Here is a 13,761-nt window from a genome sequence, read left to right on the forward strand (position 1 = left end):
CGAAAGGACCAAACAAATGTATTGCACCGACCGCATCTGCGCCGCCTTTGCTCTGGCCGCGCTTGTACACGAAAACCAAAAGCGCAAATCCACCGAGATTCCGTACATCTCGCATCCCATGGCCGTGGCCTCTCAGGTAGCCGTTTGGGGCGGCAGCGAAGATCAGTTCGTCGCAGCGCTCCTGCACGACGTGATCGAAGACGGCGGCGCGCAGTACATTCCGGTCATCGAAGAGCATTTCGGCAAGCACGTGCTCGAACTCGTGATAGCTTGCTCGGACGCGGCACCCGCCTCGGGCCAAGCGAAAGCTCCCTGGCTTGAGCGCAAGAGGCAGTACCTTGAGCACTTGCGCGCGGCTTCAGACGAGGTACTGCTCATCAGCGCCGCTGACAAATGGCACAACCTTCAGTGCACTCTGGCCGACGCCAAGCACCTGGGTGACGCCGTGTTCGATCGTTTTGTCGACCAGAAAAAGGTCCGCGCCGAAAAACGCGAGCTCGTTCTGTGGAACTACTCGGAGCTTGTTGCCATCTATCGAGAGCGTAAGTTACCTGTTGCGCACGAAGTCGAATCCTTGCTCAATGAACTGATCATCGCGTTACAGAAGAAAAACTAACCTTCTGCAGCTCACTCTTTTATGCAATTTCTCCTTGAACCTCCTCGGGCCGGTCTTCGGATCGGCCTCTTTTTTTCCTGCGACGCAGATATTTCTATGACTTTTCGGTTTCCTCCTTCGGGCTTTCCGAATGCGTCAATTATTGACGCATGATGTCTGACAATGTCTGCTGCAGACAACCAAAAAGAGTCAAAAGGCCATGAAATTCTCCGACCTGAAATCAACCATCCTCGAACAGTTCAAGACCACCCACGAAGTGGTTCCGTTCATCGTCGGCAAGCCCGGCGGCGGAAAGAGCTCCTGTGCACGCGAAATCGCGCAGGAACTTGCCGTCACCCACAAGATTCCTTCTGAGCGCATCGTCGAATTCAACCCGTCTCTGCGAGAGCCTTGCGACGTGCTGGGTCTGCCGCAATTTCACGGCGAGTGCACCAAATGGCTGCCGCCCGAAGAGTTCTGGGCCTTGCGCCAAGGTGTGGGACCGTGCGTGCTGATTCTGGAGGAACTGAGCGACGCCGACATGAACATGCAAAATCCGCTCTGCCGCGTCGTGCTCGATCGCTGCGCCGGGCAGCTGCGTCTGTCGGATCAACTCTTCATCATCGCCACGGGCAACCGCACCGAAGATCGATCGGGCGCCAATCGACTGAGCACGAAACTTGCCAACCGCATGCGCGAGCTCGAATTCACCGAAAACCTCGACGACTGGCTCGAGTGGGCGCAGGCAAACAACGTGCCTGTGAAACTGCAGGCCTTTCTGCGCTTTCGCCCGAGTCTGCTCTCGGACTTCGACGCCAAACGCAGCAGGAATCCGACGCCGCGCTCCTGGGCCTCCGTGGCCTTAATCCCCGAGTCGATCGAAAAGAAAGCAAAGCTCTTTCGGGAGCACGTCGCAGGTTCCGTGGGCGACGGCGCCGCGGCTGAATACGTGGGCTTTCTGAGAGTCATGAAACGCCTTCCGAGTGCCGAGAGAATCATCAACGATCCTGAGGGGATCGAGATACCGAGCGCCAACGACATTCAGTGGGCCACGATTGCCCAGCTCAGCTCCGTCCTCACGACCCACAACGCCGAGGCAATCTGGACCTACACGGCGCGCCTGAACCCCGAAATGACCGTGGCCGCGGCCAAGATGTATCTCTCGGCCAACCGTAAGGACTTTACGTCGGCGAAGACTCGCGACGGCAACAACCTCTACAGCACGGTCGTGGCGCGCTTTCTGCTCAAAAGCGGCCTTTTGATCTAAAGCGTGAAGGAGTAAAGCGATGCTTGCCGCCGACGTAGACCAGGGACAGAAAATCAGCAAGGCCTCCGTGGGGTTGCTTCTTCGTCATCCCTTTTTCGGCAGCCTTCTCTACCGTCACGAAGTGCTTATCACGGCTTCCGTCGAGACCGCCGCCGTGACGACTGACCGAGTCATTTTGCTCAACCCCGAGTTCGTAGAGAAATGCTCTGCCCCGCAGCTTGAATTTTTGCTTGCCCACGAGGTGATGCACATCGTCTTTGCACACATTGCAAGGCGCGGTGACCGGGATCCGGTGATCTACAACATCGCATGCGACGCCGTCATCAACGAAACGCTTATCGCCGAAGGTGTCGGCGAGTTCATCGCAGGCGGCATCCGTATGCTCGGCGCGCAGTACCGTACGTCGGAGTCTATCTACGACGAGATCGCGTCAAGGCTCAAACCCAAGGAAAAAACGTCTCCCTCGATAGGCCAAGGCCTGACGCTGCCGTTATTTCCGGATGATCCTGAGGCCGATGGGCAAGCCGGCGGACTCGCCGGTGCATCCGATGACGGATCCGAGAATGGCAACGACAGCTCGGCAAGCACTTCTCCCTTCATCGGGGAACTCAACATCCCGGACCTTCCGCGTGAAGCACGGAAGATGACGCAGGAGGAAATCAACGAGCAGATCGAAGAAGGAAAGCTCGCGCTCGGCCAGGCGCTCACGACCGCCAGGACCTGCGGAAACATGAGCGGCGGCCTTGCCCGCTTCATCGGTTCGATTCTGGAATCCTCCATGCCCTGGTACGAACTGCTTGAGCGCTACATGGTCGGCAAGGCTGAGCAACGTTACAACTGGAGCCGTCCCGACAAACGGCGGCTGAACATCGCCTACCTGCCGCGGCGCGAACGTTTCCCGTCCTTGGGAACGGTCGTGATCGGCGTCGACGTTTCAGGTTCCATTTCCGACATTGAAATCGCCGAGTATCTCGGCCATTGCGAGCGAATTTTCGACCTCTGCCACCCGCGCAAGGTCTATGTCGTCTACTGCACAACGCAAGTTGAAGCCGTCGACGAATATGAAAAGGGAGAACCGCTCGAACCTCGCAAAAACCTTTGGAGCGGCGGCACCTGTATGCCGGCCATCATGGATTGGATTGCAAAGAACGACATCGAAGCCGACGTCTGCGTCACGTTTACCGACGGCTATACGCCCTATCCAACCGAAAAACAGGTCCCCTGCCCGCTTGTCTGGGTGTTGAGCAGCGATTTCCACCCGCATCAAGACATGCGGGGCGAAGTGATCTACGTCAATGGCAACCGGAACTGAAATATGTACGTACACACGCCACGATCTTATTTTTATCCCGACCAACTCCGAAAGTTTCTCAGTCGGCATGCGAGCGACGTTCCGATCGGTCAGGTCACCGCTGCCGACCTTGGAAAGCCCTACCTGTACAGCATCGTACGGCCCAACCGTTTTCGTTTCGTCTACGAGCTTTGGTCGGCCAGCTACCTGCCGCTCAATTTCTACATCTCGATGCAGCACATTTACACGGGGCCTTCGCCGGGCTTTTACTCTCGCGCAAAGGCTGAGCTCATGCGCACCGGTAAACATCCGATGTTTTCCTTTGTGGACGGCTGGGCGCCGTTAAGACGTTTCGGCCTGGACAGAGACACCAGAGCGCCGCTGCAGATGCCGCTGTCCGTGCATACGGTCGACCGCATGGCCAAGTCAGTGTGGAACAAACTGCCCTTTCACAGCGTCTATTCCAGACCGCACGCCTTCTCGCTCATCATGACGGCCCTTGAAGGTCGGCTGACGCTCGAAAAGCTTGTCGAGCGCGCCAAGAGCGGAACCTTGCCCAAGAAATGGAAGCCGGTTACTTTTGCCTTTCGAAGCGTAGAGCTTGCGACTGATCGGCTGCTGGATCGCCGAACGCTGTTGGAGCCGAGTTCGAGAGCCAAAAGCCGGTTCTATCAACCCGAAAACATTCGATTTTGTGTGCCGCTCTACACCAAGTTAAGCGGAACCTTTGCAAGCGTCTCCGACAACAATGTCGACTTTTTCGAGGACCTGCCGGCTTACTTCGTGGCGCAAGAAGGTGCCGGCTGGAAATTGTTTTTGTCGGATGCGAGAAAAACCGAAGTCGAAACTGTCGCGCAAGGCAAAGGCAAACCGGAAGATCGTCAGACGAAAATCATTGAGGCGATCAGCAATCATCTGATCACCGCCCTTCTGAACGCCACTGAAGAACAGAGTCTCCTGCTCAATCTTACTCGGGAGAAGTTTTATAAGGTCACGCTGGTGCCCTTGTCTGCCGCTGACTGTGTGCAGTGTTACGAGGACATGCTCGACTGTTATCTCAGGCAATTGCAGAAGGTGTTCGACAAGCCCGAAAAGTACACGGACAAGGAAGGCGACGAGGTGAAAACCGAACTTGAAGTCATGGTCTATCGGGTGATGCAGGAGGCTTTCGACGAATTTTTCCCAACGCCCGACAAAGGCCTACAATCGAACAAACAAAGGCGCTTGCCCCTAAACGAAGGAGAATAAACAAAATGCTGATCACGATACGCAATGGCAAAGCGGAACTGCGAAACGACAACGGAGGATTGGTGCGAACGATGGGTTCGTCCAACGTGGTGAGCGTCTCGATGAGTTCGGAACTGGAACTCGTCGGCATCGTCTACGCCAGCGGCAAGGCTGAACTCCGGCGACTTAACGGCGGCTTGCTTCGTACGCTCGAACCCAAGGACGCCGTGGACATTTCCTTTAGCGGCGATCTGGTAGCGATTCGCATGAGCAACGGTAAAACGAAGGTTCGCAAGGCTTCCACCGGAGGTCTCGTGCGTACGATCTGACGAACCGACATAGATCTCATCTATCGGATCGTCCCGATCCTGTCAGAATTCAGTACAGAATCAACATATCGTGCAAAGATCAACCTATGGGTCGCCCATGGACTCGCTGAGCATCGAACTTGATTCCGAGCTGCTTGTTCAAGCCGAGGAAGTCCGCGCCGAAATGGGCGTCACGATCGAAGACGCCGTCGTGATGTTCCTGCAGGAGACGCGTCTTGAGGGACGGCTTCATTTTGAGGTGCCGAAGGACACCGATCTTCTCAATACACCGCAGGAGTGACTGCTGAGTGCGACCGGTACGCGCCGCCCGCGAAACTATCCATTTGCCGGCGGCCGCCCTTTTTCCAACTTCCGCAACGTCCAGCGCAGCTCGCTAAAATCCAAGAGATATCGTTTAAGGGCGCGGCTTTTCTTTTAGTACGCCGATGCCGCGCGCCCGTTATTTCGGACCTGGTTTCTCGTATGTCTGACAGCAATACCGTTTCGCCCGTGCCCTCCATCACCGCCTCCGATCTTCTCAACTTTGCGTTGGATCACGCACCCAACAAAGCCAAAAAAGAAGTCGGCCTCTACGTCAAGGAGAATCTCTCCAAGGCCCCTATGTTCAAGGGAGTACGCACGAGCAGCAACACCTTTCTCGACGGCGCGACGTTTCGCAACCGCATTCCGACGTCTTTCAAAAACAGCTTGCCGTCGATGAGCGCCTTCATCAAGACGCTTTTGAGAGAAACGCATGTCCAGCTTCTTGCCGACAAGAAGGCAAAGCACGAGGACCCGTTTAAGGCTGCGGGCGAATTCGCTCCCGAAACGGTGTACGGCATCACTGAGAAGCTTCTCACGCTACTCAAGGGCAAGCCCGAGGAACTCGCCGCTCACGTATTGTTGCTCTTCTTTGATGAATTTTTGGAAGCCGACGGCAAGGGACTCTCTTTCTCGATTCCGGACGAGCGAAAGGATCGCTTGAGCGAAGTGCTCGGCGTGGTGCTCACCGCTCTTGATTCATCGGAAAAGTCCAAAGCGGGCGCCGAATCGTTCAAAGCCTACGTGCTCGCTCGCCAGCCGCAGTCAACGCAAGACAAGGAAGCGCGCGAATCTCCCGTTGAACCGAAAGCTAAACCGGCCGCCGCCAAGAATGTCCGCAAGACGAAGACCACAACCAGCGCCAAGTCCCGCGTGGCAAAACTCGTCAGCGACGGGTTCGATGCAAAGAAATCGAATCCTGCTGCCGAAACGCTGCTGACGACCGCCGCCAACAGTCTCTCAGCCGAAGTGACGCCCGCACATGACACCCATACGCTGCGCAGCAAGATTGAGGCTGTCTCCCTTGCGGCTGCCGTGTCGAAAACGACGACCGCAGGCACCAAGGCACAAGAAGCGCCCGCTGATACTCCAACCGAAGAAAACCGAACCGCCGCAGACCCCGCAGCCCCTGCTCCGGAGCCCGAGCCCGAACCGGCTCCTTACGTTGCGCCCGACAACTTCCCGATTGAAAATGAATTCACGTACGACGTCAAGCCCGCCCGCGGCAAGACGAGAAGTCTCGGGTGCGTTCGCCGCTTCGGAAACAAATTCACGAACCTCTTTCTCGTCGCCAACTGGTCGGACGCCGCCAAACGCTTCATCCAGCAGGATCTCTCGACCCGGTTTCCGAGCTTTGGTGCCGTGAGTCTGGATTCGAGCAAGTCGCCCCTGAAGATCAACGAAGGCTCGTTCTTTATCTTTGACTGGTCAGACGAAATCTTCTACGACCGCAAGGATGGCTACGGAGGTCGCCGCTCGGACTACGCTTTGGGCGTAGACTACGACGACATCGTCTCTTCGGGTGCCCTGCGCCGCGTTGAAGACGCGGGCGGCTATGTGGTGGTCTATCCGGATCTGCCCGACAACGAGGCGCCCAACCTGCAGGACAAGGTATCGATTCGCTTCCGTCGGAAGGAAGAGCCCGAAGACGCGGAAAACCGCAAGCTTCTGCATCTCAACAACGTTCCGGTACTGCTTGCTGTCGGCGATCGCCTCTACGGTCCGCTTAACCTTCTCGAAGATTCCCTGCACCGGCCGTACGTCAACCTGCAGCTGCGCTCTGGCTCGCGCGTGATCAAGGGTTTTGACCGCACAAGCGGCGAGGCACCGTTGCTCACTGTCGAACAAAGCTGCCAGTCCGGCGACTCGCGCGTCAATGTCAAGGTCGACGTCATCTTCGTCACCAACCTGCAGCGCTGTGCCTACGATATGCTCTCGGACGACGGGCTTCTCAGCAAACTCTCTGCGAGCATCGCAGAAAACCGTTCCGAACGAGAAAAGCTCGAGGAATGGGCCGCCACGCAGCTCGAGACGAGCGAACTCTTCTGCGAAGACGACCGCATTCGCGCATCCCGAAAGAACCGAATCAGGAGCCTCCTGCAGCGCGCCGAAACCAACGACCGTTATTTCGACTCGGTCATTGCTCTCCTGGCAAAGACGATCGATCGCCGCGTTGACGATCAAAACTTCTTTGACGGCATCGTCAAGCAGTTCATAGACAATCCCGAGCTGAGAAAACGCCTGGAGTCGCACCGCGTGGTCACCACACAGCTCGAGAACTTGCGTGAGATGGTTTCTCAGCTCGAGACCCGTCGCGACACCCTGCAGCGCGAAATATCCCGCACGCTCGAGATGGAACGCAAGCAGGCGCAGGAAAACAACCGCACGCTTCTCGAAGACAACCGAAAGCTCGCGCAGCAGTGTTCCGAGCGTCGTGCCGAACTCGGGCTCATCGACGACATCGAAGAGCTCACCCAACAAAAAAAGAAGCTTCAGACCAAGGTCGACGACCTTTCGGCTCAGCACTCCAAGATCTCGTCGGAAATCAACGCGATCGACGACCATCTGAAGCAAGCCGTGCAAAAGGCGCACGCCTACGCGTTTGACGGCGCCATTGCGTCCAAATTGTTGCAGGCCGCCTCCGACTGGGAGTCCGACACCGAGCAGACCAATTTCGAAGCTCGCGCCCGCGTGGTCGCTACTCTGCCGCGTCTTGAACTGACCGGTAAGGCGTTAGCTGACGCGCTCGTTGCCGACGTGCAAAGCTACCGCGCGTACGACAAGAACACGATCCTCAATTTCTTCATCCTGCTCACCCAGAACTTCCTCACGGTCTTTTCGGGCGAACCGGGTTCCGGCAAAACGTCGATCTGCGAGATTCTCTCCTACGTTCTGGGCTTGCGCTCGTTGCATAAGATGCCTGCTGTTGCGCAGTCGGGCCTGTGGAAAAATCCCATGGCGGCGCAGCGCTTCCTCACCGTCCCGGTAGAGCGAGGATGGACGTCCAAGCGCGACTTCATCGGTTACTACAACCCGCTTTCCAAGACCTTTGAGAGCACCGACTCTCGCCGTCGCGAAGCCTTTGCTGAACTGCACGCCGAAAACCAGAGAGGCTTTGACGACATCGCGTTTGTGATGCTTCTCGACGAAGCCAACCTCTCGCCCATGGAATACTACTGGGGCGACTTCATGCGCATCTGTGACAACCGTACGCACATCGGTGAGTACGTGTCGTTTGGCGGCGAAGCCACCTACTCGGTACCGGATACGCTGCGGTTCCTCGCGACCATCAACAACGACTTTACGACGGAAAACCTCTCGCCGCGTCTCTTGGATCGCGCCAACATCGTGAAACTCCCCGAGCAGGACGTGCGATTCTCCAAACAACCCGACGAACGCGAGGAACACCCGATCGTCTCCTGGCACGCCATGAAGGACTACTTCGGTCCCAGGACAATGGAAAACGCCGACGAAGTCAACGCGCTTTTGGAAGATATTTACGCGGGCTTCAAGAATCAGCTGGGCATCTCCGTTTCGATGAGAACGCGTCTGGCCATACAGGATTACGTTTCTGCCGGCGCCGTGGTCTTTACGGGCGAAACCGAACCCGCCTACCGCACTGCTATTGACTTTGCTGTCGTGCAGCGCCTGATGCCGCGCATTGACGGCAACGGCAAGGAATACCGCGAGCGGTTGGAGGCCATGCAGTCGATCTTCGACGGCAACGGTCTGGATCGAAGTCGCACGGAACTAGCCGAACTCATCGAGCGCGGCGAAAAGTCCATGGGGTGGTATCGCTTCTTTTGATTGAGAAACGATGTCGCAGCTCGAACTTTTTACGGACACCGAACGCGTCGCGCTGAGGCTTCAAAGGGAGCCCGCTACCGTCTGCGCCGAAACGCTTCACCGTATCCGCCTGTCGGTCAAAGCTGATCGGCTGTGGCGTATCCGTATTCCGCATGCTGCTTTTGCCGAATTGGGGGTCGAGCCCGAGGACATTGCGCACATCTCCATCCCGACGCTTCTCCTCAACGGCGAGCCAATCGTCACAATGGGTTGGCGCGATCAAGATTCCTTCGTCCTGACGCCGGTCGTATCCATTGCGAATACGAGGCCGGCTGTTCTTTTCAAGGACTCGATCGGCGCGGTGTCACTCTCAGTCGATTCGAGTATCGGGGCAATCCACACTGAGGCCTTCTTTCTTTCGCTCAAGCGCGGCTTTGTGGCCGACTACGTTAGCAAAATGGCCGACTACGTCGTCGACCGACTCAATGTCTGGGCCAAGGCGCCTACGCCCGGGGAATACCTGACGGCTCCTGCAGAAGAATCCACATTTGCTACCGAACTCCAAAACCGCCTGGATTCGATCGAAAGGACGCTGAAAACCTTCGAGCAGCTGCTGCCCTACTTTCGTACCAACGCCAAGTTCGAGCTCGTCTCGCAGGAAACGGTCGATGGCGTAGGAAGGCTCACGGGGTTTTCGCACTCGACACTTCGCCACGTCATCGAACATCCCGAAGATCTCGTCACCTCGAGTCACGGCACCGGCATTCGCATCCACAACCGCTACTACATGCCGCGGCATACATTGGTGGAAACCAAGCGCAAGACCTTTGACCTGCCCGAAAACCGCCTGATGCTGGGTTTTCTCGAATGCGTCACCGAAGTGCTTGAGGCAGAGGTTGAGGCCGTGGGTGCTCGTCGCTCGCAACTGCCCGAGCTTCTCAAGGTTGAGGATGAATACGTAAGCAGCGCCGAGGCAATCATGGGCGTGGTACTCAAGCGCCTCAAAAACCATCAGTCGCAGCTTGAAGCATTGCTCTCACACGCCAAACGCATCAGCGGACAGTACCGACAGGTTCTGCCAGTGACGCCGGCGCCCTATGGAGAGACTCCGGTTCCCTCGAAGGTCTTTCTGACGATTCCTGCCTATCGTCTGGTGTATCAGTGCATGTGCGACTGGCAGAAGATGGGCCCGCTGCATCTGATGGACGAAGGACTGCTTCTGACGACATTTGAGCGCAGCCGACTCTACGAGCTCTTTTGCCTCTTCAAACTCATCGACGATCTGCGTGCCGCAGGCTTTGAAATCACCGACCACAAGCGCTTCGTCTATTCGGCGCGACCGCCGCACTGGCCGCAAAGTCCGGTGCCCAACACCTTCGTTCTCGAAAAACCGACGGCTGACAACTCCGTCTGTCGCGCGACGGTCTTTTATGAGCCGTTTGTGTGTTCGCCCCGCATGCCGCTTGAAAACGGCGTGGGGCTCGTGCGCACGTCTCCCTTCTCTTGGGATGGCGGCTTTAAGACGACGGATGCGCAAAACAGTTTCGTGACGCCCGACTACATCGTCAAACTGCAGACGGGTGAACGCGTGCGGTGGTTCATCGCCGACGCCAAATACACCGACGGCTGGAACGCCGTGCAGACGCAGACGCGCGAGCTCCTCTTTAAGTACCTTTATTCCGTGTGCCCCGTCAACGACGACGAAACGCTCGAAGGCTTGTGGATTCTCTACGGCTGGCTCAAACCAGAGTCCGAACCGATGCCCGTGACGGCACGCAAGTGGGCGGCAAAGCCGGGCGTCGACGTGCATTACGAGGAAGTGAGTCCGATGGTGACCGATGTCGGGAGACTTGCCGCGACCGTGGCGAGTCTTGCATGATGTGGTCTGCGGTGCATAAGGCTCTCGCAGAAATAGGCTTGTGTCTACCTGCCCGGGCCCGACTTTCCCACAACCGCTGCCTACGGTCCAGTGAGTGGCCTGAGCGGCCTTGGATGCGGAAAAGTCTCTTCTCGTGGGCTCTTTTGCGACGGTGCCCGTGACGCGTTCGGACTGACGTGTTGAATTAGCATCCCCTCTTTTGCCGGCCGGCTTCTCCGAAAAGTGACATTTTTGCCCCAGCCTGTGACAGGCGGGAATTCCAGCGCAAAGCCATAATCAAACACAACGAATAACTCTTTTCTTCGGGGCTAGTAAATGGCTCTCGAAGGAACACGAACAAGGAAGGCAATGATGCAAAAAAGAAAACTTCGCGATCTGGAAGTCTCCGCCATCGGCGTGGGCTGCATGGGTTTTTCTCACGGATACGGCAAAGTGCCCGAGACTGAATACAGCATCAATGCGATGCGCAAAGCCTTTGAAGTCGGCTGCAATTTCTTTGACACCGCCGAAGTCTACGGCGACGTAGTGTTTTACCCAGGCCACAATGAAGAGCTCGTCGGCAAGGCTCTTTCCTCGGTACGCAAAGACGTGGTGCTTGCCACAAAACTGCATCTGCGACCCGATGAAGTGGCGGCAAGATCAAGCGTCTACGACGCCGTCAAGTCCCATCTCGTTGCCTCGATGAAGCGTCTTGGGACCGACTACGTCGACCTGTACTACCTGCACCGCATTAACGAAGAAGTCTCTTTTGAGGAAGTGGCCGCGGCCATGGGGCGCCTGATCGATAAAGGACTGATCCGCGGTTGGGGACTGTCGCAAGTCGATGTCGAGACACTGGCCAAAGCACATGCCATAACACCTGTGTCTGCCGTGCAAAACATCTACTCCATGCTTGAGCGCGGCTGCGAAGCCGAAGTGATCCCGTACTGCGTTGAACACAACATCGGCTTTGTTCCCTTCTCTCCGATTGCAAGCGGTTTCTTGTCCGGAAAGGTGACAGTGGACACCAAGTTTGAGGAAGTCGACGATGTGCGCAAATTCGTGCCGCAGCTCAAAAAGGAAAACATTACAGCCAATCAACCGATTCTTGATGTGCTCGCCGACTTCTCCAAGCTCAAGAACGCCACCAACGCGCAGATTTCACTAGCCTGGATGCTGCATAAGTATCCCAACGTGGTGCCGATTCCGGGCTCAAAGAATCTGGAGCGAATTCTTGAGAATCTTGGCGCTGCCGACGTGACGCTCACCGATAACGAGTTCGCACAGCTCGAAGCGGCTCTCAACGCCTGCACCGTCCACGGCCATCGCGGTTTTGTGGAAACGGAACAGCATACCTTTGGGAACAACTGGAAAAAGAAAGAGTAGGAATTCAGATCAGTTCTTGCCATTGGAATGAAGCGCTCTTCGCTCGATACGGTCGGAGAGCGTTCGTTTTACTGGTTTCCGGCTTATCGATCGACGCCCCGTTAAGCCCAATAAGGAATGTATCGGCGCAAACGCGGACCGGCTTCCGGGTCGTAGAGTTTGATCAGCTTCTTCGATAACGCATCCTTGATGATTCGGCTGATTTGTGAGGAATTCTTGGCTTCAATCCCGAATCGTTCCCGCAACGTCGCGTTGGTCATCGGCTTGCGATTCACATGCTTGAGCACACAATGCTGGTAGCAAATCTGCTCTTTTTCTTGCGACGAATAGTCCTTGAAGGCTTTTCGCGCACACAAAACAACCTTGAAATTCTCGCCGGTGATTTCAAACTCGGGCGCTGGCAGAAAGGCCTGCTCGGTTGCTGCGACCACTTTGTCAATCCCGCTGCCTCGTTCTTCGCAGATGTTGATTCTTCGCATCAAGGCGGCCAAATCTTCGTTTCGGCTTCTCGGCGGACTGTCTATGAAACGCTCAGTATCGACCAGAGGACGGCCGAGATTGAAGATCTCGATTCGGTCTTTGAAAATCTCCAACATCGGACCGCTGCCGCTGATCCGGAAATCCTGATGGATCAAAGCATTCGGAATCAGTTCACGAATGATGATTTCAGGATACATGCTGACCTCTCGTCGAAAGGCTTCGCCAATGACCTCCTTGCTTGGCAAAAGCCTTTGATGAGACGAATCAATCCGTCGAAGTCAACGGCATAACCCTGATCCCAGACGAATTCGTTTTTCGGTGAAAAGGCGACTGTCATCCGCGTACCTGACGATGCGAAAAGCCCTGCGCGCAAGCGACGGAAAGTTACTTAACTTTTCCGCAAAACAAATGGCGCCGAGGTTTGTAATGGAATACAGACCGTTAATCTCTTTGACGAGAAGCTTGTACAACACCATGCGATCCAGAAGCGCCTCCTGCGTTTTGGGACGATCAATGGACATGCGCTTCACATAGGACTCAGCTGATAGCAGCTTCAAAACCTCTGCTGCCGAAAGCTTTGATGAAGCCATCCTTGAATCAAACGGCTTTTTAGCAAAAGCTCGCGATAAGAAACGCTCTTTGTCCCGGGCTTCCTTTTCGACTGCTTGTGTCGGAGTGTGTTTGGCTACCATGTCGGTTCTGTTTGACGGTTAACCTACAGCAAAAAGGCTCCGCTTGAAGCCGAGCCCGTTTTGGTGTTTTCTTTCAGTCAGGCCCAGCGAAAACCTCTTGGCCGACGAACAGATTATTCATATAAATCCGCGAGGAAACCCGCGGCTTTAGCCGCGGGAGGAATCGTGGCTCTAAAAATGATAATATGTGTCCATGCTGGAATTAATTTTTAATCGGAATTGTGTTTACCAGACTGCATACCATGTGGTATGGTGTCCCAAGTACCGAAGATCAGTATTGACGGGAGCTGTTGCCGATTCTTTGCGTCTTCTCTTAACAGAAGTGTGCAACGAAAACGGCTGGGTGATTCTGAGTCTGGAAATTCAGCCTGATCACATCCATCTGTTCGTCAGCATACCTCCCTCGAAAGCTGTTTCGGACGCCGTTAAAAAGCTAAAGGGAACTACGGCACGCAAGTTATTCCTTCAGCACCCCGATTTGAAAAAACAACTTCGGGATGGGCACCTTTGGTCTCCATCCTATTATGTAGGCACAGCTGGCAAGGTCAGC

The 13,761-nt window shown here is 55.8% G+C and carries 12 protein-coding genes; 10 read left to right on the plus strand and 2 right to left on the minus strand.

All coding sequences use genetic code 11. The features are described 5' to 3' along the window. The first annotated feature begins 16 nt into the window (after positions 1 to 16). From DW133_RS08600 to DW133_RS08640, 9 genes are all read left to right on the plus strand, one after another. Positions 17 to 616: an HD domain-containing protein gene (locus DW133_RS08600; protein ID WP_147408911.1), complete on the plus strand. Its 600-nt coding sequence runs from the start codon at positions 17 to 19 to the stop codon at positions 614 to 616. Positions 617 to 815: 199 nt separating this feature from the next. After that, positions 816 to 1,862, plus strand: a complete 1,047-nt coding sequence (locus tag DW133_RS08605) for an ATP-binding protein (RefSeq protein ID WP_118276253.1) — start codon at positions 816 to 818, stop codon at positions 1,860 to 1,862. Positions 1,863 to 1,881: 19 nt separating this feature from the next. Then, positions 1,882 to 3,174 carry a VWA-like domain-containing protein gene (locus DW133_RS08610; protein WP_118276254.1) on the plus strand — a complete coding sequence of 431 codons (1,293 nt, stop codon included), beginning with the start codon at positions 1,882 to 1,884 and terminating at the stop codon, positions 3,172 to 3,174. Between the two features lie 3 nt (positions 3,175 to 3,177). Next, entirely contained in the window at positions 3,178 to 4,401 is a 1,224-nt protein-coding gene (locus DW133_RS08615; RefSeq protein WP_118276255.1) for a hypothetical protein, read from the plus strand. A gap of 5 nt (positions 4,402 to 4,406) precedes the next feature. Then, entirely contained in the window at positions 4,407 to 4,709 is a 303-nt protein-coding gene (locus tag DW133_RS08620) for a hypothetical protein (RefSeq protein ID WP_118276256.1), read from the plus strand. A 97-nt stretch (positions 4,710 to 4,806) separates the two neighbouring features. Then, on the plus strand, positions 4,807 to 4,989 hold the full coding sequence (locus tag DW133_RS08625; protein WP_118276257.1) for a type II toxin-antitoxin system RelB/DinJ family antitoxin: 183 nt from the start codon (positions 4,807 to 4,809) through the stop codon (positions 4,987 to 4,989). Between the two features lie 182 nt (positions 4,990 to 5,171). Beyond that, on the plus strand, positions 5,172 to 8,816 hold the full coding sequence (locus DW133_RS08630; RefSeq protein ID WP_118276258.1) for a hypothetical protein: 3,645 nt from the start codon (positions 5,172 to 5,174) through the stop codon (positions 8,814 to 8,816). A 10-nt stretch (positions 8,817 to 8,826) separates the two neighbouring features. Continuing rightward, entirely contained in the window at positions 8,827 to 10,674 is a 1,848-nt protein-coding gene (locus tag DW133_RS08635; protein ID WP_118276259.1) for a DUF2357 domain-containing protein, read from the plus strand. 351 nt (positions 10,675 to 11,025) lie between these two features. Then, positions 11,026 to 12,039, plus strand: coding sequence for an aldo/keto reductase (locus DW133_RS08640; protein WP_118276262.1), 1,014 nt, complete (start codon positions 11,026 to 11,028; stop codon positions 12,037 to 12,039). 101 nt (positions 12,040 to 12,140) lie between these two features. Here DW133_RS08640 and DW133_RS08645 read toward each other — a convergent pair whose 3' ends face one another. Further along, on the minus strand, positions 12,141 to 12,764 hold the full coding sequence (locus DW133_RS08645) for an ATP-binding protein (protein ID WP_147408912.1): 624 nt from the start codon (positions 12,762 to 12,764) through the stop codon (positions 12,141 to 12,143). Between the two features lie 33 nt (positions 12,765 to 12,797). Then, positions 12,798 to 13,211, minus strand: coding sequence for a hypothetical protein (locus DW133_RS08650; protein ID WP_147408913.1), 414 nt, complete (start codon positions 13,209 to 13,211; stop codon positions 12,798 to 12,800). Between the two features lie 193 nt (positions 13,212 to 13,404). Between DW133_RS08650 and tnpA the strand changes: the two genes are divergently transcribed. After that, a partial coding sequence (gene tnpA, locus DW133_RS08655; RefSeq protein WP_233542161.1) for an IS200/IS605 family transposase occupies positions 13,405 to 13,761 on the plus strand: 357 nt, incomplete at its 3' end.

It is taken from the genome of Sutterella sp. AM11-39, assembly GCF_003472385.1.
Taxonomy (GTDB): Bacteria; Pseudomonadota; Gammaproteobacteria; order Burkholderiales; family Burkholderiaceae_F; genus Duodenibacillus; species Duodenibacillus intestinigallinarum.